Source organism: Pseudomonas sp. NFX71, from assembly GCF_048079215.1.
Classification (GTDB): Bacteria; Pseudomonadota; Gammaproteobacteria; order Pseudomonadales; family Pseudomonadaceae; genus Aquipseudomonas; species Aquipseudomonas fluorescens_B.
Window position 1 is genome coordinate 768,652 of the sequence record NZ_CP182230.1, and the last position, 21,516, is coordinate 790,167.

Annotated in this window: 22 protein-coding genes and 1 other RNA gene; 6 read left to right on the forward strand and 17 right to left on the reverse strand. The window is 59.1% G+C overall.

Annotated elements, in window-relative coordinates:
• Position 1 precedes the first annotated feature (1 nt).
• The 9 genes from mraY to rsmI all read right to left on the reverse strand — a co-directional run bounded on the left by mraY (position 2) and on the right by rsmI (position 9,024).
• Positions 2-1,084, reverse strand: coding sequence for a phospho-N-acetylmuramoyl-pentapeptide-transferase (mraY, locus tag ACM1ZW_RS03490; RefSeq protein ID WP_008037292.1), 1,083 nt, complete (start codon positions 1,082-1,084; stop codon positions 2-4).
• Positions 1,084-2,451, reverse strand: coding sequence for a UDP-N-acetylmuramoyl-tripeptide--D-alanyl-D-alanine ligase (locus tag ACM1ZW_RS03495; protein WP_416740167.1), 1,368 nt, complete (start codon positions 2,449-2,451; stop codon positions 1,084-1,086). Before ACM1ZW_RS03495 ends, mraY begins: the two co-directional genes overlap by 1 nt.
• Positions 2,444-3,907 (reverse strand): UDP-N-acetylmuramoyl-L-alanyl-D-glutamate--2,6-diaminopimelate ligase, encoded by a 1,464-nt coding sequence (locus tag ACM1ZW_RS03500; RefSeq protein ID WP_017340689.1) that lies wholly within the window; start codon positions 3,905-3,907, stop codon positions 2,444-2,446. Before ACM1ZW_RS03500 ends, ACM1ZW_RS03495 begins: the two co-directional genes overlap by 8 nt.
• Entirely contained in the window at positions 3,907-5,646 is a 1,740-nt protein-coding gene (locus ACM1ZW_RS03505; protein WP_193393040.1) for a peptidoglycan D,D-transpeptidase FtsI family protein, read from the reverse strand. The genes ACM1ZW_RS03500 and ACM1ZW_RS03505 overlap by 1 nt, the downstream gene beginning before the upstream one ends.
• Entirely contained in the window at positions 5,646-5,939 is a 294-nt protein-coding gene (gene ftsL, locus ACM1ZW_RS03510) for a cell division protein FtsL (protein ID WP_017340691.1), read from the reverse strand. The genes ACM1ZW_RS03505 and ftsL overlap by 1 nt, the downstream gene beginning before the upstream one ends.
• The gene (gene rsmH / locus ACM1ZW_RS03515) at positions 5,936-6,883 is read right to left on the reverse strand and encodes a 16S rRNA (cytosine(1402)-N(4))-methyltransferase RsmH (RefSeq protein WP_017340692.1); all 948 of its coding nucleotides are present in this window, start codon (positions 6,881-6,883) and stop codon (positions 5,936-5,938) included. Before rsmH ends, ftsL begins: the two co-directional genes overlap by 4 nt.
• Positions 6,880-7,335 carry a division/cell wall cluster transcriptional repressor MraZ gene (gene mraZ / locus ACM1ZW_RS03520; RefSeq protein ID WP_008025967.1) on the reverse strand — a complete coding sequence of 152 codons (456 nt, stop codon included), beginning with the start codon at positions 7,333-7,335 and terminating at the stop codon, positions 6,880-6,882. Before mraZ ends, rsmH begins: the two co-directional genes overlap by 4 nt.
• 354 nt (positions 7,336-7,689) lie before the next feature.
• Positions 7,690-8,043: RNase P RNA component class A (gene rnpB, locus ACM1ZW_RS03525), an RNA gene on the reverse strand.
• 75 nt (positions 8,044-8,118) lie between these two features.
• Positions 8,119-9,024, reverse strand: a complete 906-nt coding sequence (rsmI, locus tag ACM1ZW_RS03530; protein ID WP_017340693.1) for a 16S rRNA (cytidine(1402)-2'-O)-methyltransferase — start codon at positions 9,022-9,024, stop codon at positions 8,119-8,121.
• 176 nt (positions 9,025-9,200) lie between these two features.
• On the opposite strand from rsmI, the gene ACM1ZW_RS03535 reads away from it, so the two are divergent.
• The 4 genes from ACM1ZW_RS03535 to ACM1ZW_RS03550 all read left to right on the forward strand — a co-directional run bounded on the left by ACM1ZW_RS03535 (position 9,201) and on the right by ACM1ZW_RS03550 (position 12,647).
• The gene (locus tag ACM1ZW_RS03535; protein ID WP_414884185.1) at positions 9,201-11,012 is read left to right on the forward strand and encodes a penicillin-binding protein activator; all 1,812 of its coding nucleotides are present in this window, start codon (positions 9,201-9,203) and stop codon (positions 11,010-11,012) included.
• Complete coding sequence (locus tag ACM1ZW_RS03540; RefSeq protein ID WP_416740795.1) at positions 11,012-11,374, forward strand: YraN family protein; 363 nt, start codon at positions 11,012-11,014, stop codon at positions 11,372-11,374. The genes ACM1ZW_RS03535 and ACM1ZW_RS03540 overlap by 1 nt, the downstream gene beginning before the upstream one ends.
• A 104-nt stretch (positions 11,375-11,478) precedes the next feature.
• Positions 11,479-12,072 (forward strand): phosphoheptose isomerase, encoded by a 594-nt coding sequence (locus tag ACM1ZW_RS03545; protein WP_008025961.1) that lies wholly within the window; start codon positions 11,479-11,481, stop codon positions 12,070-12,072.
• On the forward strand, positions 12,069-12,647 hold the full coding sequence (locus tag ACM1ZW_RS03550) for a BON domain-containing protein (RefSeq protein WP_008025960.1): 579 nt from the start codon (positions 12,069-12,071) through the stop codon (positions 12,645-12,647). Before ACM1ZW_RS03545 ends, ACM1ZW_RS03550 begins: the two co-directional genes overlap by 4 nt.
• Positions 12,648-12,794: 147 nt before the next feature.
• On the opposite strand, the gene ACM1ZW_RS03555 is transcribed toward ACM1ZW_RS03550, so the two are convergent.
• From ACM1ZW_RS03555 to rplM, 7 genes are all read right to left on the reverse strand, one after another.
• A complete protein-coding gene (locus ACM1ZW_RS03555; protein WP_008037283.1) occupies positions 12,795-13,208 on the reverse strand; it encodes a ClpXP protease specificity-enhancing factor in 414 nt (137 codons plus the stop codon).
• A gap of 16 nt (positions 13,209-13,224) precedes the next feature.
• Positions 13,225-13,842, reverse strand: a complete 618-nt coding sequence (locus tag ACM1ZW_RS03560; protein ID WP_416740168.1) for a glutathione S-transferase N-terminal domain-containing protein — start codon at positions 13,840-13,842, stop codon at positions 13,225-13,227.
• Positions 13,843-13,993: 151 nt separating this feature from the next.
• Positions 13,994-14,776 (reverse strand): cytochrome c1, encoded by a 783-nt coding sequence (locus tag ACM1ZW_RS03565; protein ID WP_017340696.1) that lies wholly within the window; start codon positions 14,774-14,776, stop codon positions 13,994-13,996.
• Positions 14,776-15,987, reverse strand: coding sequence for a cytochrome b (locus ACM1ZW_RS03570; protein ID WP_017340697.1), 1,212 nt, complete (start codon positions 15,985-15,987; stop codon positions 14,776-14,778). The genes ACM1ZW_RS03565 and ACM1ZW_RS03570 overlap by 1 nt, the downstream gene beginning before the upstream one ends.
• Positions 15,987-16,580, reverse strand: coding sequence for a ubiquinol-cytochrome c reductase iron-sulfur subunit (petA, locus tag ACM1ZW_RS03575; protein ID WP_007905300.1), 594 nt, complete (start codon positions 16,578-16,580; stop codon positions 15,987-15,989). The genes ACM1ZW_RS03570 and petA overlap by 1 nt, the downstream gene beginning before the upstream one ends.
• A gap of 267 nt (positions 16,581-16,847) precedes the next feature.
• Positions 16,848-17,240 carry a 30S ribosomal protein S9 gene (gene rpsI, locus ACM1ZW_RS03580; RefSeq protein ID WP_003205364.1) on the reverse strand — a complete coding sequence of 131 codons (393 nt, stop codon included), beginning with the start codon at positions 17,238-17,240 and terminating at the stop codon, positions 16,848-16,850.
• 14 nt (positions 17,241-17,254) lie between these two features.
• A complete protein-coding gene (gene rplM / locus ACM1ZW_RS03585) occupies positions 17,255-17,683 on the reverse strand; it encodes a 50S ribosomal protein L13 (RefSeq protein ID WP_007905295.1) in 429 nt (142 codons plus the stop codon).
• A gap of 245 nt (positions 17,684-17,928) precedes the next feature.
• On the opposite strand from rplM, the gene ACM1ZW_RS03590 reads away from it, so the two are divergent.
• Positions 17,929-18,969 (forward strand): NADP(H)-dependent aldo-keto reductase, encoded by a 1,041-nt coding sequence (locus ACM1ZW_RS03590; protein WP_416740169.1) that lies wholly within the window; start codon positions 17,929-17,931, stop codon positions 18,967-18,969.
• A 109-nt stretch (positions 18,970-19,078) separates the two neighbouring features.
• Here ACM1ZW_RS03590 and ACM1ZW_RS03595 read toward each other — a convergent pair whose 3' ends face one another.
• Complete coding sequence (locus ACM1ZW_RS03595; RefSeq protein ID WP_017340699.1) at positions 19,079-20,215, reverse strand: acyl-CoA dehydrogenase family protein; 1,137 nt, start codon at positions 20,213-20,215, stop codon at positions 19,079-19,081.
• Positions 20,216-20,459: 244 nt separating this feature from the next.
• Between ACM1ZW_RS03595 and ACM1ZW_RS03600 the strand changes: the two genes are divergently transcribed.
• Positions 20,460-21,356: a GlxA family transcriptional regulator gene (locus ACM1ZW_RS03600; RefSeq protein WP_193393041.1), complete on the forward strand. Its 897-nt coding sequence runs from the start codon at positions 20,460-20,462 to the stop codon at positions 21,354-21,356.
• The last annotated feature ends 160 nt before the right edge of the window (positions 21,357-21,516 follow it).

Consider the following 21,516-nt stretch of genomic DNA (forward strand, 5'->3'; position numbering starts at 1 on the left):
TCTACCTCAGCTTCAGGGTGGCAAGGCCGACCAGTACGAGAATCACGGTGATGATCCAGAAACGGACGATCACGCGTGGTTCGGGCCAGCCCTTGAGTTCAAAGTGGTGGTGAATCGGCGCCATGCGGAACACGCGGCGACCGGTCAACTTGAAGGATGCGACCTGGATGACCACCGACAGGGTTTCCATCACGAACACACCGCCCATGATGAACAGGACGATTTCCTGGCGGACGATCACCGCGATGGTGCCCAGGGCTGCGCCCAGCGCCAGTGCGCCGACGTCGCCCATGAAGACTTGTGCCGGATAGGTGTTGAACCAGAGGAAGCCAAGGCCCGCACCGATCAGCGCACCGCAGAACACGATCAACTCACCGGCGCCCGGTACGTACGGGATCAGCAGGTATTCAGCGAATTTCACGTTACCCGACAGGTAGCAGAAAATGCCCAGGCCACCGCCGACCATCACGGTCGGCATGATCGCCAGGCCATCGAGGCCGTCGGTCAGGTTGACCGCGTTGCTCGAGCCGACGATCACGAAATAGGTCAGGACGATGAAGCCGGCGCCCAGCGGAATGCTGTAGTCCTTGAGCATCGGCAGGATCAGGGTGGTTTCGACCGGCGTCGCAGCGGTCATATAAAGGAAGATCGCCGCGCCCAGGCCGAACACCGACTGCCAGAAGTATTTCCAGCGGCTTGGCAAGCCTTTGGAGTTCTTCTCGATCACCTTGCGATAGTCATCAACCCAGCCGATGGCACCGAACAGCAACGTGACCAGCAACACGGTCCACACATAGCGGTTGCTCAGGTCAGCCCAGAGCAAGGTGCTCACCCCGATCGACGACAGGATCAGTGCGCCACCCATGGTCGGCGTGCCGGATTTGGACAGGTGCGATTGTGGACCGTCGTTACGAACGGACTGACCGATCTGGCGGTTCTGCAACGTGCGGATCATCCACGGGCCGTAGCACAGCGACAGGACCAGCGCGGTCAGCACACCGAGAATCCCGCGCAGGGTCAGGTACTGGAAGACCGCGAAGCCTTTGTAGAACTGTTGCAGGTACTCCGCTAACAGCAGCAGCATCAATGTTTCTCCAGGCTGGACCCGCACAAAGCGGCGACGATGTTTTCCATCGCAGCGCTGCGCGAGCCCTTGATCAAAATGGTGGTGTTTGTGTCTTGCTCGGCGCCGAGGGCCTTGATCAGTTCAGCTTGGGCACTGAAGTGAAAAGCCTGCTCGCCGAAAGCCTTCACGGCGTGGGTCATCATGGGCCCGACCGCGTAAAGTGCGGAAACCTTGCCACGGGCGTACTCGCCCACGTCGCGGTGCCCCTGCTCCGCCCAGTCGCCCAACTCGCCGATATCCCCGAGCACCAGAACGGTGCGACCGGAAAAGCCGGCGAGTATATCAACGGCAGCGCACATGGAGGTGGGGTTCGCGTTGTAGGTGTCATCGATCACGCGCATGCCATTGGTGGCCAGTTGCGCAACGGTGCGGCCCTTGACCGGCTGCACGGCGCCAAGGCCGGTGGCGATACCGAACAGCGACACGCCCAGGGCATGCGCGGCAGCGGCGGCGGCCATGGCATTGGCAACGTTATGGGTGCCGAGCAGGTTCAGTTGAACGCGCTCCACACCGTCAGGACTGTGCAGGTTGAACGCCGGGCAACCGCGAGCGTCGCGGTCCAGGTCGCTGGCGTAGAAGTCGGCGCTGACGTTGCTCAGGGCGAAGGTCAGGACTTTGCGACCGGCGGCGCGGGTCTTCCAGATCTCGAAGGCCTTGTCGTCAAGATTGAGCACCGCGACGCCATCGGCCGCCAGTCCTTCAATAATCTCGCCCTTGGCTTCAACGATTTTTTCCGGCCCGCCGAACTCGCCGACGTGGGCGGTTCCGGCATTGTTGAGCACGGCCACATGGGGTTTGGTCATGCCGACGGTGTAGGCGATTTCGCCAAGACGCGAAGCACCCAGTTCGATCACGGCCGCAGTATGTTCCGGCGCGAGTTCGAGCAAGGTCAGCGGCACGCCGAGGTCGTTGTTCAGGTTGCCGCGGGTCGCCAGCACAGGACCGCGCGTGCGCAGGATGCTCGCGAGCATTTCCTTGACCGTGGTCTTGCCGCTGGAGCCCGTGATGGCGGCAACCGGATGGGTAAACGCCGCACGATTCATCGCGCCCAATTGACCCAGCGCCTGACGGGTGTCCTTGACCAGCAATTGCGGCAGCGCGCTGTCGGCGACTTCGCGCTCGACCAGGGCACCGACGGCGCCTTTGCTGGCAACGTCGTTCAGATAATCATGACCGTCGAAGCGCGGACCGGTCAGGGCAATGAACAGCTGACCCGGTTTGATCGCACGGCTGTCGATGCTGACACCCTCGAACGTGGCATCGGCGAGGATCAATCGGCCATTCAGTGCGCGGGTCAGTTCGCTCAGTTTCAGGGGTTTAAGCATGGGCCACCTCCCACGCGGTCAACGCGTGATCCGCTTCGACCAGATCAGAGAAGTCGTGGCGCTGACCGTTGATTTCCTGATAGTCCTCGTGACCTTTACCGGCCAGGACAATCACGTCATCCACCGAGGCGCTAGCGATCAACTGGGCAATCGCCTGACCACGACCGGCGACGAAAGTAACTTTGTCCACATCGGTGAATCCGGCGCGGATGTCATCGAAAATCACGGCCGGATCTTCGGTGCGCGGATTGTCATCGGTCACCAGCACGCCATCGGCCAGACGCTCGACCACTTCGGCCATCAGCGGACGCTTGCCGCGATCGCGATCACCGCCGCAACCGAACAGGCACAACAAGCGGCCTTTGGCGTGCGGGCGCAGGGCCATCAATACTTTTTCCAGCGCATCCGGGGTGTGGGCGTAATCGACCACCACCAACGGCTGAGTACCGCCGCCCAGACGCTGCATGCGTCCGGCAGGGCCTTCGAGTTTTGGCAGGACCTTGAGAATTTCGTCCAGCGCATAGTCCAGACCGAGCAAGGCGCCGACCGCAGCCAAGACGTTGCTCAGGTTGAAGCGACCGAGCAAGGTGCTGCGCAGATGGTGCTCGCCTTGCGGTGTAACCAAGGTCGCGCGCACGCCTTCGTCGTCGAACTGTGCTTCGCGGCAATACAGGTAAGCGCTGCTGTCGAGCAGGCTGTAGGTGATCAAGCGCGATTCGCGTTTTTCGGCAGCCAGTTGCCGACCGAAATCGTCGTCGAGGTTAACCACCCGGCATTTCAGATCGTTCCAGGCAAACAACCTGGCCTTGGCTTCGCCGTAGGCTTCCATGGTGCCGTGGTAATCCAGATGATCGCGGGACAGGTTGGTCATCACCGCCACATCAAACGCCAACGCGGTGACACGCCCCTGATCCAGACCGTGGGACGACACTTCCATGGCCACGGCTTTGGCACCGGCCTTTTTCAGGTCAGCCAGGGTTGCCTGCACCGCGATCGGATTCGGTGTGGTGTGCAGGCCGCTTTCCAGCGCGCCGTAGAAACCCGAGCCCAATGTGCCGACGATGCCGCAGTGTTGACCGAGCAAGTCCAGCGCTTGCGCCACCAACTGGGTCACACTGGTTTTGCCGTTGGTGCCGGTCACGCCGACCAGGTTCAGGTGGCGGCTCGGGTCACCGTAAAAACGCCCGGCGATGTCCGACAGCTGCGCCGCCAGGCCTTTCACCGGAATCATCGGCACATCGGTGATCGGCAATACAGTTGCGCCTTCGACTTCATAAGCCACGGCCGCCGCACCACGCTGCAAGGCGTCGGTGATGTGCGCGCGACCGTCGAACTTGCCGCCGGGGACGGCAAGAAACAGGTCGCCTGCCCGTACGTTGCGGCTGTCCAGTGCCAATTCACGGATCAACAGATCGCGGCCGGCGTGGGCGAAAATCTTGTTCAGACTCAGAGACATCAGCCGCGCCCTCCATTGGCTTTCAGCGGAACGACCGGTGTTGCGTTGGCCTGTTGAACCGGTGGCAGGTTGTCCGGCGTGATGTTCATCAGGCGCAACGTCCCGGACATCACTTTGCTGAACACCGGCGCCGATACCAGGCCCCCGAAGTAACCGGCCTTGGTCGGTTCATCGATCACCACCACGATGGCGTAACGCGGATCGCTCATCGGGCCGAAGCCGGCGAACAACGAGCGGTAGGAATTCTCGGCGTAGCCTTTGGTGCCGACCGACGTTTTACGTGCGGTACCGGACTTGCCACCCACGTGATACGCCGGCACCTGCGCACGGAATACACCGCGCGGGGCCTCGATCACTTGTTGCAGCATGGTCTGCATGGTTTTCGCGACCGCTTCCGGCAACACTTGCGTGGTTTGCGGCGCCTTGTCGGTCTTGATCAGGGTCAGTGGCGCGAGGCGACCGTTGTTGGCCAGGGCCGAGAAGGCATGGACCAACTGGATCGCAGTCACGGAAATACCGTAGCCGTAGGACAGCGTCGCGGTTTCAGCCTTGCGCCATTCGCGGTAGTTCGGCAGGTTGCCCACGCGCTCGCCCGGGAAGCCGAGGCCCGTGTCCTGGCCGAGGCCGACTTTCTGTGCCAGACGGAAAATGGTTTCGCCGCCGATATCGAATGCGACCTTACTCATGCCGACGTTACTGGAGTTGATCAGAATGCCGGTCAGGTCGAGCACCGGACCTTCACTCTTGGAGACGTCCTTGATGGTGTACTTGCCAATCTGCAAGGTGCCCGGATACACCTCGACGGTGTCGGTCGGTTTCCAGCGGCCGGTTTCGATCGCAGCGCTCATGGAAATCGCTTTCATGGTCGAACCCGGTTCGAACACGTCGATCATCGCGCGGTTACGCATCATCGCCGGCTGCAGGTTGCGACGGTTGTTCGGGTTATAGGTCGGCTGGTTGACCATGGCGAGGATCTCGCCAGTCTTCACGTCCATGATCACCAGGCTGCCGGCCTTGGCGCCGTTCTCGATGATCGCGTTGCGCAGTTCGCGGTTGGCCAGGTATTGCAGACGCAGGTCAATGGACAACGCCAAGGGCTTGCCGGCCTTGGCGTTTTTGGTCACCTGAACATCTTTGATAAGTCGCCCGCGCCGGTCCTTGATGACCTGTCGCTTGCCGGGGACCCCGGCGAGCCATTCGTCATAAGCCAGTTCGACACCTTCACGACCGTGGTCATCGATGTCGGTAAAGCCCACCATGTGCGCGGTCACTTCGCCAGCCGGGTAGAAACGGCGAAATTCTTCAATGCCGTAGACGCCCGGTACTTTCAGGTCGAGCACGGACTGGCCTTGCTCAGGCGTCAGCCCGCGCACCAGATAAATGAATTCTTTGTTGGCCTGGGCTTCGAGACGTTCGGCCAGGGCTTTCGGATCCTGACCCAACGCGGCCGCCAGTGCGGGCCACTTCTCTTTGGCCAGCTGCATTTCCTTGGCGTTGGCCCACAGAGTGGTGACCGGGGTACTGACGGCCAATGGCTCGCCGTTACGGTCGGTAATCAGACCACGGTGAGCCGGAATCGGGATGTGACGAACGCTGCGTGCGTCGCCCTGACCTTTCAGGAAGGCACGGTCGACCACTTGCAGGTCAATGATGCGCCAGCAAATCGCCGCGACCATGACGCCGAGCAAACCCACCACCAGGCGAAAACGCCATGGGAACATTGCGCCTTCGAGTTTCATCATGGCGCCACCATCTGCACGTCAGCCGCGCCGGGGATGTGCATCTTCAGTTGCTCGGTGGCCAGGACTTCGATGCGGCTGTGGGCGGTCCAGGTGCTCTGCTCGAGAATCAGCCGACCCCATTCCGCCTGCGCCTTGTCGCGCACGCTCAACTCGCTGTACAGCGAGTTCAACAGCTGACGGTTCCAGTGGGCGCTGTATGACACGCCGATGGCCGACACAAGCACGCCCACGAACAGCAGCAGCATGAAAAAGCTTCCGCCGGGCAGTGGCTTGGCGAAAAGCTTGCTCACCGCAGCTTCTCCGCGACGCGCATGACGGCGCTACGGGAACGTGGGTTGGCTTTGAGTTCGGCCTCGGAGGCGGACTGCGCTTTGCCATGGACTTTGATTTTCGGTTCGAAAGCGACGTGACGCACCGGCAGATTGCGCGGCAGGTTGTCGGCTTCGCCTTTCACCAGCTTGCGCATGAACAGTTTGACGATGCGGTCTTCCAGCGAATGGAAGCTGATGACGACCAGACGACCGCCGATTTCCAGGCATTCCAGCGCGGCTTCGAGGCCGGCTTCCAGATCGCCCAGTTCGTTGTTGACGTGGATACGCAGACCCTGGAACGCACGAGTCGCCGGGTTCTTGCCCTTTTCCCACGCCGGGTTGGCGACTTTCAGGACTTCAGCCAGGTCGCCGGTGCGCTCGAACGGCTTGATGTCGCGACGCTCGGCCACGGCACGCGCCATGCGGCCGGAGAAACGTTCTTCGCCGTATTCCTTGAATACCCGGGCGATTTCTTCCACCGGCGCGGTGTTGACGAACTCGGCGGCGCTAATCCCGCGGGACGGGTCCATACGCATGTCCAGCGGACCATCGTTGAGGAAACTGAAGCCGCGCTCAGGGTCGTCGAGCTGTGGCGAGGACACGCCCAGGTCAAGCAAAACGCCGCTGACCTTGCCGGCCAGACCGCGCTCGACCACTTCCGAACCGAGCTCGGCAAAGCTGCGCTGCACAACGACAAAGCGGCCGTCTTCGGCCGCTAGCGCTTGCCCGGTGGCAATCGCTTGAGGATCTTTATCAAATCCGAGCACTCGACCATCGGGACCCAGCTTGCTGAGGATCAACCGACTGTGTCCGCCGCGCCCGAACGTGCCGTCCAGATAGCAGCCATCAGGACGTACGGCGAGAGCCTCGACGGCTTCGTCAAGCAGTACGGTGATGTGGTTAAAGCCGCTATCAATAGTCACAGGATCAAATCACGCAGTTCATCAGGCATGGCGCCCGGTTGTTGAATAGCAGCCAGGTCAGCGGCAGAAACCGCATCCCAGGCATCCTCGTCCCACAATTGGAACTTGTTCAGTTGGCCTACCAGCATCGCGCGCTTGTCCAATCGGGCATATTCACGAAGACGCGGTGGAACCAGAAAACGACCACTGCCATCGAGCTCGAGGTCGACGGCATTACCAATCAGTAAACGTTGCAGGCGGCGGTTCTCTTCGCGAAGCGAAGGCAGTGCGCGCAGTTTGGTTTCAATAATTTCCCACTCATCGAGGGGGTAAACACACAAACACGGATCAACGGCGTCAATTGTGACGATTAGCTGTCCGGAACTACGCGAAACGAGCTCGTCACGGTACCGGCTCGGCATGGCGAGACGGCCCTTTGCGTCGAGACTGATAGCGTTAGCTCCGCGAAACACGTCAGCGTTTCTCCAAATATTAGCGTTTTGCGTTCAAAAAACCCACTTCATGCCACTTTCCGCCACTTGCGCACACTATAGGAATGCGGCCACCGCACCGTCAAGGCGCGGATTAAAGGAAAACCCTTACAGAACTGAGATTTAGGAGCGTATTAGGAGGGGTAACGAGAATCTGGCGGATGAATCTGTCCAATAACTTGAATCAGCACTGGAGGCTGCACTCAGAAGTTAAAGTAGTTTGTTAAGAGTAAGATTTTTTCGGTATTACAAAAGAGGATATGCGATGGATTATGCAAGGAGGGAAACTGCCATTACGAGCGCCCTGCTCAATGATTCAAGCAGGGAGGAAAAAAGGTGGAGAGTCGATCTGTAAGCCGGGTTCTGTCTTGAACAGTCATTCGTCTACGATGGCCATCACTGGACATCTTTAGCAACCTACCCGGTCCCAGCGCGGGCCACGCCTTGGGACCCTATTTGGTCTTGCTCCAAGTGGGGTTTACCTAGCCACGAACTGTTGCCAGACGTGCGGTGCGCTCTTACCGCACCTTTTCACCCTTACCGGCGCCGAAGCGCTTAGGCGGTTATTTTCTGTGGCACTTTCCGTAGGCTCACGCCTCCCAGGCATTACCTGGCACTTCGCCCTATGGAGCCCGGACTTTCCTCCCCCCCCTAATTTTCATAGAAGGCAGCGACTGTCCGATCGACTCTCCGCCGCGAAGGTTAACGGCAGAGCGGCCGAAGAACAAGCGTTAAACGCCTTCAGCCACGCCTGCACGTCGGGTTTTACTCGCCCTTCTGTTTATCCAGCGCCACCTGATACAGAACATTCTTGCGCTCGCCGGTAATTTGCGCCGCCAAGGCTGCGGCACGCTTGAGCGGCATCTCTTCGAGCAACAGATTGAGAATGCGCATGGCTTCGCTGCTGACGGCGTCCTCGGTTTCGGGGGCCGACCAGCCCGCGACCAGCACCACGCACTCACCGCGCTGCTGATTGCTGTCCGACTCGACGAACTCGCGCAGCTCGGCCAAGGGCAGGCCTTTGAGGGTTTCGAAGGTTTTGGTCAGCTCCCGCGCCAGCAACGCCGGACGCTCCGGGCCAAAAACCAGCTCCATGTCTTGCAGGCATTCAAGGATGCGGTGTGGGGCCTCGTAGAAAATCAGCGTACGCGGCTCTTCTTTAAGCAGTTCAAGACGGGCACGACGACCGACAGCCTTCGCCGGCAGGAAGCCTTCGAAGATAAAACGATCCGAAGGCAGACCCGCCGCCGACAGCGCCGCGATCAATGCACAGGCGCCCGGAACCGGCACCACGTTGATTCCCGCCGCGCGAGCCTGACGCACCAGGTGATAACCCGGATCGGAAATCAGCGGCGTCCCGGCATCGGAAATCAGCGCCACATCGTCGCCAGCGAGCAGGCGGGTAATAAAGCGGCTACCTTCATCCCGCTCATTGTGTTCATGGCAGGCTGCCAGCGGCGTAGGAATGCCGAAGTGCTGCATCAATCGCTGGGAGTGACGCGTGTCTTCGGCGGCGATCAAGGCCACTTCGCGCAGGATCTTCAGCGCGCGCGCACTGATGTCGTCCAGGTTGCCGATGGGCGTCGCCACCACATAAAGCGAGCCAGCAGCGGAATTCAAAGCACCTGGAGCAGTCAAAGCGCACACCTCATGATCGGTAAAAGCCGCCATTGTAGCGCGTAGCGATGCTTTCGATACGCGCAAGCAAGCCCGGTTTTTTCAGCCATTTGTGCAGTGCTGCAACATTTGTACGAGCTAAATTGATCGATTCACGCCAGCAACATCGCGCCCCGGCCAGTGCTTGGGTACAATTCCACGCTAATTTGATCGAGTATCAGGAACACTACATGATCGCTTGCCTGCGGCTGTTCACTGCCCTCTGCCTCGCTGCCTTGCTGGCGGCTTGCGCCAGCTCGCCCTCTTCCAGCCTTGGCGAACTTCCACGGACCCCGGATGCCAGCATCGAGCAACTGCTCGATCAGGCCGCCAAAAGCAAAACACCGGAGCAAGCTGCCCTGCTTCGCTTGAGTGCGGCAGACCTGGCTTATCGCCAGGGCAATGCCGGCCAGTCCGCGCAAATCCTGCAACAAGTGCCGGTCGAACAACTCAAGCCTGGCCAACAGGTATTTGCCAGCACCCTGGCGGCTGAACTGGCCATGACGCGCAATCAGCCGAAAGCTGCGCTGACGGCCTTGAGCCACCCGAGCCTGCAGCGCCTGGGCGAATTGCCTGTCGAACAACAGGTTCGCACTGGCACCGTGCATGCCCGCGCCCTTGAAGCCGATGGCCAGACCCTCGCCGCCGCACGGGAGCGTATTTTCATCGCGCCGATGCTGAGCGGTGAAGCGGCAAGCAAAAACCACGAAGCGATCTGGACCCTGATCGCCTCGCTGCCAACCGATCAACTGCAACCGACCACCAACGACGACCTCGGTGGCTGGATGGGCCTGGCGCTGGCGGTGAAAACCGCTGGCACCCTGGAGCAGCAGCAAGCCGCGATCGACACCTGGCGCGCCCAGAACCCTAAACACCCGGCCGCCGCCCAGTTGCCCCTGCCACTGACCAGGCTCAAGGAACTGGCCAGCCAGCCCCTGAGCAAGATCGCCCTGCTATTGCCGCAAGACGGCCCGCTGGCAACGGTCGGCAAAGCGCTTCGCGAAGGTTTCATGGCGGCCCATTACCAGGCTCAACAAGCCGGTCAGAAACCGCCAGCCATCGAGTTCTATGACAGCTCGCGCCTGACCTCCCTCGACGAGTTCTATCGCAAGGCTCAGGCCGATGGCGTGCAACTGGTCGTCGGGCCGCTGGAAAAGCCGCTGGTCAAACAGCTCAGCGCTCGTCCGCAGCTGCCGATCACGACCCTGGCGCTGAATTACAGCGAAGGCGAACAAGGCCCGGCGCAGCTGTTCCAGTTCGGTCTTGCCGCTGAAGACGAAGCGCGCGAAGTGTCCCGTCGCGCTCGCGCCGACGGCCTGCATCGCGCCGCCATCATGGTGCCGAAAGGCGAATGGGGCGATCGCGTACTGAGAGCGTTCAGCCAGGATTGGCAAGCCAACGGCGGCAGCATCATTGCCACCGAACGTGTAGACCAGCCAGTGCAACTGGCCCAGCAGATTGCCGACATGTTCCAGCTGCGCCAGAGCGAAGGCCGCGCCAAGAGCCTGCAAAGCACTGTTGGCTCGCAGGTAGCCGCCCAGCCGTCGCGCCGCCAGGACATCGAGTTCATCTTCCTGGCCGCCACACCTCAGCAGGCCCAGCAGATCAAGCCGACCTTGAACTTCCAGTACGCTGGCGATGTGCCGGTGTACGCCACGTCCCACGTGTTCAGCGCCAGCGGCGACGCCAACCAGTACAACGACATGAATGGCGTTCGTTTCTGCGAAACCCCATGGCTGCTGGATGCCAATGATCCACTGCGCAAACAAGTGACTGCACAATGGCCACAAGCCGGCGGCAGCCTGGGCCGCCTGTATGCGATGGGCGTCGATGCCTATCGCCTGGCTCCACGCCTGGGGCAACTCAAGGCACTGCCGGACAGCCGCATCGAAGGCCAATCGGGCAGCCTGGGCATGACTCAGAACCAACGCGTGGTGCGCCAGTTGCCATGGGCCCAGTTCGTCAACGGCCAGGTTCAACGCCTGCCGGACACCCCGCGCTGATGCCTGACAGGTCACGCCAGCAAAGCGGTAAAGATGCCGAGCGCCACGCGCTCGAGCATCTTCAACAACAGGGTCTGCGCCTGCTGGCGCAGAACTGGTTATGTAAACGCGGCGAGCTTGATCTGGTCATGCTTGATGGCGATACAGTAGTATTCGTTGAAGTTCGCTACAGAAAAAACACTCAATGGGGTGGCGCGCTCGATAGCATCGATGAGCGCAAACGGCAGAAACTGATTGTTGCCGCGCAGTATTATCTTCAGCGCGAGTCGCGTTGGGCCAATTCCCCTTGCCGTTTCGACGTGGTCGCCATCGACAGCAACCACGATCAGTTGAACTGGCTGCAGAATGCCTTCGACAGCTGATCGCGTGCGTCCCGAAACGGACACTTTCACCCAACAATTTTGCTCTTTGCTTTGCGGGCTGCACATTCATGTGCCGAGTAGCCGCGCTAATTAAGGTCACACAGATGGACATGCAATCCCGAATTCGCCAGCTTTTTCAGGCCAGTATCGACACCAAGCAAATGGCGATGGACGTACTTGCACCGCACATCGAGCAAGCCAGCCAGGTGATGGTCAACGCCCTGCTCAACGAAGGCAAAATGCTGTCCTGCGGCAACGGCGGCTCCGCCGGCGACGCCCAGCATTTCTCGTCCGAGCTGCTCAACCGCTTCGAACGCGAGCGCCCGAGCCTGCCGGCTATTGCGCTGACCACCGACAGTTCGACGATCACCTCGATCGCCAACGACTACAGCTACAACGAAATCTTCTCCAAGCAAATCCGCGCGCTCGGCCAGCCGGGCGACGTATTGCTGGCGATTTCCACCAGCGGCAACTCGGCAAACATAATTCAAGCGATCCAGGCCGCACATGATCGCGAAATGATTGTCGTAGCATTGACCGGTCGCGATGGCGGCGGCATGGCGTCGCTGCTGTTGCCCGAGGACGTCGAGATTCGCGTACCGGCCAACGTCACCGCACGTATTCAGGAAGTCCACCTGCTGGCGATCCATTGCCTTTGCGACTTGATCGACAGCCAACTGTTCGGGAGTGAAGAATGACCCCTAATCGCCTAGGCCTACTGGCCTTGACTCTGTGCCTTGGCATCAGCGGCTGCACCTCGGTGGTTAACGCCAGCCGTGAAGCACCGATCGATGATGACCGCGGCACGCGCACCTTGGGCAGCAAGATCGACGACTCTCTGATCGACACCAAGGTCGGCGTGAACATCGCCAAGGCCGATCCAGCCCTGGACAACGATTCGCACATTGTCGTCACCAGCTTCAACGGTGTCGTGCTGCTCGCCGGCCAAACCCCACGCGCAGATCTCAAGGCCAAGGCCGAACAGGCCGCCGCCGCTGTCCAGCGCGTGAAGACGGTACATAACGAACTGCAGGTGCTGCCGCCCTCTGGCTTCCTTGCCCGCCAGAACGACACCTGGCTGACCTCCAAGATCAAGACCCAGATGCTCACAGATCCGAACATTCCGGGCTCGCGCATCAAGGTTGTCACCGAGAACGGTATCGTTTACTTGCTGGGCCTGCTGACCAAACAGGAAGCGGCTCAGGCGACCAATCTGGTGCAGGGTGTTTCCGGGGTGCAGAAGATTGTGAAGTTGTTTGAGTACATCGACTGACACTGTACGAGCTATCGAGCGAAACGAGGCTGAGATCTTCTGATCGTGGTTAAAAGCAAAATCAAAAGATCGCAGCCTTCGGCAGCTCCTACGGTTTGAAAATGGTGAAGTAATAAAAAAGGCGATCCTCTCGGATCGCCTTTTTTATTACTTCACCACTTTCAAACTGGGTCGACCGCTGGGACGCGGCGGCTCACTGTCGGGTGGCGGAAGATCATCATCCGGCTCAATCTCTTCCTCGTCTTCCATAGGCGACTCCAGATCAAACACCATGCCCTGACCGTTCTCCCGGGCGTAAATGCCCAGGATCGATGCGATAGGCACGTACAGAGTGTGCGGCACGCCACCGAAGCGCCCTTCGAAGCTGACCGCTTCGTTGTCCATGTGCAAATGGCGCACGGCGGCCGGCGAAACGTTCAGGACAATCTGTCCGTCACTGGCGAAACCTTGTGGCACCTGCACCGACGGATATTCGGAGTTGACCAGCATGTGCGGGGTGCAATCGTTGTCCACAATCCACTCGTAGAGCGCGCGGACCAGATAAGGTCGACTGGAGTTCATAGCGGCTCCTTAAGCCTTAGCGCATATCGCGTTCGACACCAGACAGACTCGCCTGGAAAGCCTCACGCGCAAACGAGCGCTCCATATAATCAAGCAGCGGCTTGGCAGGCCGCGGCAGTTCAATACCTAGAATCGGCAAGCGCCAGAGTATTGGCAATAGGCAGCAATCCACCAGACTTTGTTCCTCACTGAGGAAAAACGGCTTGTCGGCGAAAAGCGGCGACACGCCAGTCAGGCTTTCGCGCAGCTCTTTACGAGCCACCACGCGAGCTGCTTCCTTGGTCCGCGAATCCAGGATCAGATCCACCAGACCACACCAGTCACGCTGAATACGATGAATCAGCAAACGGCTGTTGGCACGCGCCACTGGATAAACCGGCAGTAAAGGCGGATGCGGGTAACGCTCATCCAGATATTCCATCACCACGGTCGACTCCCACAACACTAGGTCACGATCGACCAGGGTGGGCAGGCTTCCGTAAGGGTTCACCTCAATCAGTTTAGGCGGCTGGCGGCCAGCTTCCACATAAATGATCTCGGCGCTGACACCCTTCTCTGCAAGTACGATACGCACTCGGTGGGAATAGTGGTCGGCGGGGTCGGAGTAACAGGCCAACCGATTGGTCACGCCCATGGCGGTCCTCCTCGCTTGTTGAAATTATCGGAAGCGGAAAAAACGCGCGCGCCCAGAGGGCGCCTCCCGTAACGCCTGGATGACCAGACTCGTTACATTTTCAGAGACGCCCTGGGGCGCGCGCGATTAACAGCAATTGCTTGAAACTTTATCAGTGCACATCTTTCCAGTATTCGCGCTTGAGCAAGTAGGCGAATACAAAGAAGAACGCCAGGTACAGCAACACATAGGTACCAATGCGCTGATGCTCCAGCTTAACCGGGTTAGCCGAGTAAGCGAGGAAGGTTACCAGATTCTTGACCTTCTCATCGAACTGCTCTTCGGTCAGAGCACCGCTCTTCGGCACAATGGTCAGCTGATCGCACGCTTCATGAGTCAGCGCGGTACCGGTCAGCGGATCATATTGCTTCTTGCCGTCCTCGACGATCTGGACCTGTTTGCAACCGACGACCTGACGACCTTGCAGGCCCACCAGGACGTTCGGCATGCCCACGTTCGGGAAGACCTTGTTGTTCACGCCCCAAGGACGCGTCGGGTCTTCGTAGAACGACTTCAGGTAACCGTAGAGCCAGTCTGTACCGCGAACACGAGCCACCAGGGTCAGGTCGGGCGGTGCAGCACCGAACCAGGTCTTGGCGTCAGCCGGCTGCATGCCGATGCTCATGTGGTCGCCAATCTTGGCGCCGGTGAACACCAGCTTCGACAACATCAGATCGTGAGGAATACCCAGATCGTCGGCAACACGCTCGTAGCGTTGGAACTTGGCGCTGTGGCAGCCCATGCAATAGTTGGCGAACGTACGTGCGCCGTCCTGCATGGCAGCTTTATCGGAAACGTCGATGTCGACTTTTTCCAGCGCCGGGCCCGCTTGTCCTGCTGCGAAAGCAAACACTGGCAGTGCAGTGAGCATCAATACCGCAAATAGCTTTTTCATCAGCCAGTCACCCTTTCCGGAACCGGTTTGGTCTTCTCGAGCCTGGTGTAGAACGGCATCAGAATGAAGTAGGCGAAGTACAGGAAGGTACATACCTGCGACAGCAGCGTACGACCCGGCGTCGGAGCCAGAACACCCAGAATGCCGAGGATCACGAACGAAATGCAGAACACCACCAGCCAGATTTTGCTCAGCCAGCCTTTGTAGCGCATCGACTTGACGGGGCTGCGATCCAGCCACGGCAGGACGAACAGCACAGCGATGGCTGCGCCCATGGCGATAACGCCCAGGAGCTTGTCCGGAACCGCCCGCAGAATCGCGTAGAACGGTGTGAAGTACCAGACCGGAGCGATGTGCTCAGGGGTCTTGAAGGCGTTCGCCACTTCAAAGTTCGGCTTCTCGAGGAAGTAGCCGCCCATTTCCGGGAAGAAGAACACGATCGAGCAGAAGATAAACAGGAACACCACCACGCCGACGATATCTTTCACGGTGTAGTACGGGTGGAAGGCAATGCCGTCCAGCGGTACGCCGTTTTCGTCTTTGTGTTTCTTGATGTCGACGCCGTCAGGGTTGTTCGAACCGACTTCGTGCAACGCCAGAACGTGCAGCACCACCAGACCGAGAATCACGATCGGCAGGGCAACAACGTGCAGGGCAAAGAAGCGGTTCAGGGTGATACCGGAAATCAGGTAGTCACCACGGATCCACTGGGTCAGGTCGTTACCGATGACCGGGATCGCACCGAACAGCGAGATAATCACCTGGGCGCCCCAGTAGGACATCTGGCCCCACGGCAGCAGATAACCCATGAAGGCCTCAGCCATCAGCGCCAGGTAAATCAGCATGCCGAAGACCCACACCAGCTCACGCGGCTTCTGGTACGAACCGTAGAGCAAGCCACGGAACATGTGCAGATACACCACGATAAAGAACATCGAAGCGCCGACGGCGTGCAACATACGCAGGATCGAGCCGTACTCGACGTCGCGCATGATGTATTCGACGGAGGCAAATGCTTCTTCCGCCGACGGGGTGTAGCTCATGGTCAGCCAGACACCGGTGACGATCTGGTTGACCAGAACGAGCAGTGCCAGGGAGCCAAAGAAATAGAAGAAGTTGAAGTTCTTCGGGGCGTAGTACTTGCTGAGATGGTCTTCCCACATCTTGGTCGCGGGAAAGCGCGCATCAACCCAATCCATGAACTTGCTCATCACGCTTTCTCCGTATCGACGCCAATGACAATGATGTCATCGGTCTCATAGGAATGCGGGGGAACTGGCAGGTTCAAAGGCGCAGGTTGCGACTTGTAGACGCGGCCAGCCAAATCGTAGTGGGAACCGTGGCAAGGGCAGAAATAACCACCTACCCAATCCTTGCCCAGATCCGCAGGCGCCACTTCTGGACGGAAGGTCGGCGAGCAACCCAGGTGTGTGCAAATACCGATCAGCAGCAGAACCTCTGGCTTGATCGAACGCGTTTCCGGGTCGACATAAGTCGGTTGAGTCGAGTTCTTGGAGGTAGGGTCAGACAGCTGGCCCTCGATCTTTTTCAGATTCCCCAGGATTTCCTCGGTACGGCGGACGATGAACACCGGCTGACCGCGCCACTCAGCAATCATCTGCTGGCCTGGCTCGATTTTGCTGACATTCACTTTCACCGGTGCACCTGCGGCTTTCGCCTTGGCACTGGGAAACCATGACCCCACGAACGGGACCGCAGCCCCCACCGCTCCTGCAGCACCCACCACGGATGTGGCTGCTACCAAGAAGCGACGCCGGCCTGCATTCACGCCGTCATTGCTCATTCAGTCCTCTCCCATCAGCTTTGTGGCCTGTTAAATCAGGCATCTACTAAGTAAAACTATGTACTTATAAAAATTTTGCCGAATGGTAATGAAAAGCCCCAATTCTGACAAGGTAATTACCGAAGGGCTCCACTGCCAAGCCTTGCAGTATAGGGGCTCTACGGCTGTGGCAAGTTGTCACAGAGCAATTCTTTGATAAATCGCGCCCATAAAAAAACGCCCAGCTTCGCGAGGAAACTGGGCGTTCTTTTTGAACGCGAAAGCGAATTAACGCTTCGAGTACTGCGGACGCTTACGCGCTTTACGCAGACCGACTTTCTTACGTTCAACTTCACGTGCGTCACGGGTTACGAAGCCGGCTTTGCGCAGAGCACCGCGCAGAGTTTCGTCGTAGTCCATCAGAGCGCGAGTGATACCGTGGCGGATTGCGCCAGCTTGACCACTTACACCACCGCCGATCACGGTGACGTAGATGTCGAACTTCTCGACAGTCTCAGTCAATTCCAGCGGCTGACGAACTACCATGCGGGCAGTTTCGCGGCCGAAGAAATTATCCAGCGAACGGTTGTTGATGGAGATGTTACCAGTGCCCGGACGCAGGAAAACGCGTGCGGTTGCGGTCTTGCGACGGCCAGTGCCGTAATTTTGAGTCGCCGACATAATGAACTATTCCGTTAAAACTTCAGTTCTTGGGGCTGCTGAGCAGTATGAGGGTGTACAGCGCCCGCATAGACTTTCAGCTTACGATACATGTCGCGACCCAGCGGGTTCTTAGGCAGCATGCCTTTGACCGCGGTCTCGATCACGCGCTCAGGGGCTTTAGCGATCAGCTTTTCGAAGTTGATCGACTTGATGCCGCCCGGGAAACCGGAGTGGGAGTAGTAGATTTTGTCGGTGGTTTTAGCACCGGTTACACGAATCTGCTCGGCATTGATAACGACGATGTAATCGCCGGTGTCAACGTGAGGAGTGTACTCAGCTTTATGCTTGCCACGCAGACGGCTCGCGATTTCGGTGGCCAGACGACCCAGGGTCTGACCTGCAGCGTCGACGACAAACCAGTCGCGCTGTACTGTTTCCGGTTTAGCAGTAAAAGTTTTCATTCTTTATAGCCTCAGGGGCCGCCCTGTAAATTAGACGGCGGATCTTACTGAATAGTGCGTACTTTGACAAGTCAAAGGCAGCCGGATACAGACGCTTTCGGGGGCTCGGGTCGGCGCGTCCGTTCAACGGCAAGATTCTTCGGCGGCGGCGCATCACTTCCACTGCAGAAAGAGGTGCGCAATTATGCAGATTGCGAAAAATATTTCAACCTGCTTTTATGATTGTTTTGCCCAAGGAGCACCCGATGGACTATCGACAGCTAGGCCGAACCAATCTGAACGTGAGCGCCATCTGCCTCGGGACCATGACCTGGGGCGAGCAAAACAGCGAGGCTGAAGCCTTCGCACAGATTGAACGGGCCAAGAGTGCCGGGATCAATTTCATCGACACTGCCGAGATGTACCCGGTGCCGCCGAAGGCCGATACCTATGCCACCACCGAGCGCTACATCGGCAATTACTTCAAAAGCCGCGGCGATCGTGCCGACTGGATCCTGGCCAGCAAGATCGCCGGCCCCGGCAACACCATCGACTACATCCGCGACAAAAACCTGCGCCACAACCGCCAGCACATCACCGAAGCGGTGGATGCCAGCCTCAAGCGCCTGCAAACCGATTACATCGACCTCTATCAGTTGCACTGGCCGGAGCGCAGCACCAATTTCTTCGGTCAACTGGGCTACAAACACAAAATCGAAGCCAACCTGACGCCGCTGGAGGACACCCTCGAAGCGCTGGACGAACAGGTCAAGGCCGGCAAGATCCGCCACATCGGCCTGTCCAATGAAACGCCGTGGGGCACCATGCGTTTCCTGGCGCTGGCCGAAGCCCGTGGCTGGCCACGTGCGGTGTCGATCCAGAACCCGTACAACCTGCTCAACCGCAGTTTCGAAGTCGGCCTGGCGGAAATCGCCATCCGCGAACAGTGCGGCCTGCTCGCCTATTCGCCACTGGCGTTCGGCTTTCTGTCGGGCAAGTACGAAGGTGGCGCGCGTCCGCCGAAGGGCCGCCTGAGCCTCTACAGTCGCTTCAGCCGCTATTTCAATCCACAGTCGGAAGCAGCGTGCAGCCGTTATGTCGCACTGGCCCGTAAGCACGGCCTGGACCCGGCGCAAATGGCGCTGGCGTTCGTGACGCAGCAACCGTTCGTGACCAGCAACATCATCGGCGCGACGACGCTGGAACAGCTGGACAGCAATATCGCCAGTTTCGAGCTGAAACTATCCGACGAAGTGCTTGCGGGGATTGAGGCAATTCACAAGGATCACCCGAATCCCGCGCCGTAAATTGTAGCGCCAAAGAAAAGATCGCAGCCTTCGGCAGCTCCTGCATGGGATTGACGTACACCCTGTAGGAGCTGCCGCAGGTTGCGATCTTTTCACCCATTACAGAGATTCAAAGCGACCGCGCAATAATCTCCTTCATTATCTCGTTGGTGCCGGCATAAATCCGCTGCACCCGCGCATCCGCCCACGCACGCGCAATCGGGTATTCCCACATGAATCCGTAGCCGCCATGCAACTGCACGCACTCGTCGAGCACCTTGCACTGCAGGTCCGTGCCCCAATACTTGGCCATCGCCGCCGTCGGCACATCGAGTTTGCCTTGCAGGTGCAACTCCAGGCAGCGATCGACGAAGACCCGGCCAATCTGAATTTCGGTCGCCATTTCCGCCAGCTTGAATCGGGTGTTCTGGAAGTCGGCAATCGCCTTGCCGAACGCCTTGCGCTCGCGGGTGTACTCCAGCGTCCATTGCAGCGCAGCCTCAGCCGACGCCAATCCGCCCACAGCGACCGTCAGACGCTCCTGCGGCAATTCCTGCATCAGATACGCGAAGCCCATCCCGGCCTGCCCCAGCAGGTTTTCCTTGGGCACCCGAACGTCCTGGAAAAACAGCTCCGACGTGTCCTGCGCCTTCATGCCGACTTTCTCCAGGCGCTTGCCCTTGGCAAAGCCGGGCGTGTCGGCCTCGACCAGAAACAGACTGGTGCCCTTCGCGCCCGCCTTCGGATCGGTCTTGGCCACGACAATCACCAGGTCCGCGAGATAGCCGTTGGTGATAAAGGTCTTCGAACCGTTGATCACGTATTCGTCGCCATCAAGCACCGCGGTGGTTTTCACCCCTTGCAAGTCGGAACCCGCGCCCGGCTCGGTCATGGCAATCGCCGTAACCATCTCGCCAGACACCAGTTTCGGCAGGTATTTGTGTTTCAGCGCTTCGCTGCCGTAATGCAGGATGTACGGCGCGACGATGTCCGAATGCAGGGAAAAACCGATGCCGGTCAGGCCCAGACGGCCCACTTCTTCGATCACCACCGCACTGTAGAGAAAATCAGCTCCCAGCCCGCCGTACTCTTCCGGCAAATGAGAACACAACATCCCCGCCTCCCCCGCCTTGTTCCAGAGTTGGCGATCGATATAGCCCTGTTTCTCCCACTGCCCATGAAACGGCACGGCCTCTTTTTCGAGGAAGGTTCGCACGCTGTCGCGAAAAAGTTCGTGCTCGGGACTGAACAAGGTTCTGGGGATCATGCGACACCTGTCGTTATTGTTAGAAGGAATTGACCTTCAGAGACTAAGCCCCGCATCCGATACAGGACACTGGACACATCCGACAAAAAATAAGACGATCCAGCCGTCTGGTGACCACTTTCCCCTATAAGAATAAAGTTGAATTATGTCTAACCAAGTCTCCACGCCCTTGCGGCGCGTCAGCATCCTGGCTATCGACCGGGTTTTCGCTTCCACCCTCATGCAAGCCAAGGATTTCTTCCACCTGGCCAGCCTGCGCTACGGCAAACAACTGGGCCAGGGCCTGACACCGGCGTTCGAAACGCGGCTGGTCAGCCCCGATGGCAAACCGGTGAACAGCTTCAGCGATGTGATCATGCCGGTGGACGGCGGCCTGGAAAACGCCGACGTCATCATCCTCCCGGCGTTCTGGGACGATTTCGAAACCCTTTGCCAACGTTACCCACAGGTCCTGCCGTGGCTGCGCCAGCAACATGCTCGCGGCGCGGTACTTTGTGGCGAGGCCACGGGGGTGTTCTGGCTCGCCGAAGCCGGGCTGCTCAATGGCAAGGAAGCGACCACCTACTGGCGCTTCTTCAATGCGTTTGCCGAGCGTTTCCCGAAGGTTCACCTCAAGCAGGACAAGCACCTGACCGACGCCGACAACCTGTATTGCGCTGGCGGTACGACCTCGGCGTGCGATCTCTATATCTACCTGATCGAGCGCTTCTGCGGCGCCAACGTGGCCCAGGCCGTGGCTCGCGACATTCTTTATGAAGTGCAGCGCAGCTATTCGCCGGGACGCATCGGTTTCGGCGGGCAGAAGCTGCACCAGGACGTGATCATCCTGCAGATCCAGCACTGGCTCGAAGAACATTTCGCCGACAAGTTCCGCTTCGAAGACGTCGCGCGCGAGCACGGCATGAGCATCCGCAACTTCATGCGCCGCTTCCAGACCGCCACCGGCGACAAGCCGCTGCATTACCTGCAACGCCTGCGCATTGAAACGGCAAAGGGCTTGCTGTCCGGCAGCCGCAAAAGCATCAAGACCATCAGTTATGAAGTCGGATATGACGACGCGAGTTTCTTCGCACGACTGTTCCGCCAGCACACGGAATTGTCTCCGAACCAGTATCGGCAGCAGTTTCAGCAGGCGGCTTAAACGCTCGACATTAAACACACGTGGGAGCTTGCTCCCACTGTGGACCTTGCATGTGCAGGGAGTTGGCCATGCATTTTCCTACGCAAATTGCTGAATAAAGAACGACAAAGCCACCGATCAGGCTCACAGACACAACCCCTGAAAAGTCCCAGCATCCTTC

What these genes read in the sequence shown, in the direction of transcription:
- ACM1ZW_RS03550 (WP_008025960.1), top strand. Translation starts at nt 12,069, where the DNA reads ATGACCCCTAATCGCCTAGGCCTACTGGCCTTGACTCTGTGCCTTGGC.
- ACM1ZW_RS03540 (WP_416740795.1), top strand. Translation starts at nt 11,012, where the DNA reads ATGCCTGACAGGTCACGCCAGCAAAGCGGTAAAGATGCCGAGCGCCAC.
- ACM1ZW_RS03545 (WP_008025961.1), top strand. Translation starts at nt 11,479, where the DNA reads ATGGACATGCAATCCCGAATTCGCCAGCTTTTTCAGGCCAGTATCGAC.
- ACM1ZW_RS03535 (WP_414884185.1), top strand. Translation starts at nt 9,201, where the DNA reads ATGATCGCTTGCCTGCGGCTGTTCACTGCCCTCTGCCTCGCTGCCTTG.
- ACM1ZW_RS03560 (WP_416740168.1), bottom strand. Translation starts at nt 13,842, where the DNA reads ATGGGCGTGACCAATCGGTTGGCCTGTTACTCCGACCCCGCCGACCAC.
- rplM (WP_007905295.1), bottom strand. Translation starts at nt 17,683, where the DNA reads ATGAAAACTTTTACTGCTAAACCGGAAACAGTACAGCGCGACTGGTTT.
- rsmI (WP_017340693.1), bottom strand. Translation starts at nt 9,024, where the DNA reads ATGGCGGCTTTTACCGATCATGAGGTGTGCGCTTTGACTGCTCCAGGT.
- ACM1ZW_RS03590 (WP_416740169.1), top strand. Translation starts at nt 17,929, where the DNA reads ATGGACTATCGACAGCTAGGCCGAACCAATCTGAACGTGAGCGCCATC.
- ACM1ZW_RS03555 (WP_008037283.1), bottom strand. Translation starts at nt 13,208, where the DNA reads ATGAACTCCAGTCGACCTTATCTGGTCCGCGCGCTCTACGAGTGGATT.
- ACM1ZW_RS03565 (WP_017340696.1), bottom strand. Translation starts at nt 14,776, where the DNA reads ATGAAAAAGCTATTTGCGGTATTGATGCTCACTGCACTGCCAGTGTTT.
- ACM1ZW_RS03595 (WP_017340699.1), bottom strand. Translation starts at nt 20,215, where the DNA reads ATGATCCCCAGAACCTTGTTCAGTCCCGAGCACGAACTTTTTCGCGAC.
- petA (WP_007905300.1), bottom strand. Translation starts at nt 16,580, where the DNA reads ATGAGCAATGACGGCGTGAATGCAGGCCGGCGTCGCTTCTTGGTAGCA.
- ACM1ZW_RS03505 (WP_193393040.1), bottom strand. Translation starts at nt 5,646, where the DNA reads ATGAAACTCGAAGGCGCAATGTTCCCATGGCGTTTTCGCCTGGTGGTG.
- rpsI (WP_003205364.1), bottom strand. Translation starts at nt 17,240, where the DNA reads ATGTCGGCGACTCAAAATTACGGCACTGGCCGTCGCAAGACCGCAACC.
- ACM1ZW_RS03500 (WP_017340689.1), bottom strand. Translation starts at nt 3,907, where the DNA reads ATGTCTCTGAGTCTGAACAAGATTTTCGCCCACGCCGGCCGCGATCTG.
- ACM1ZW_RS03495 (WP_416740167.1), bottom strand. Translation starts at nt 2,451, where the DNA reads ATGCTTAAACCCCTGAAACTGAGCGAACTGACCCGCGCACTGAATGGC.
- ACM1ZW_RS03570 (WP_017340697.1), bottom strand. Translation starts at nt 15,987, where the DNA reads ATGAGCAAGTTCATGGATTGGGTTGATGCGCGCTTTCCCGCGACCAAG.
- mraY (WP_008037292.1), bottom strand. Translation starts at nt 1,084, where the DNA reads ATGCTGCTGCTGTTAGCGGAGTACCTGCAACAGTTCTACAAAGGCTTC.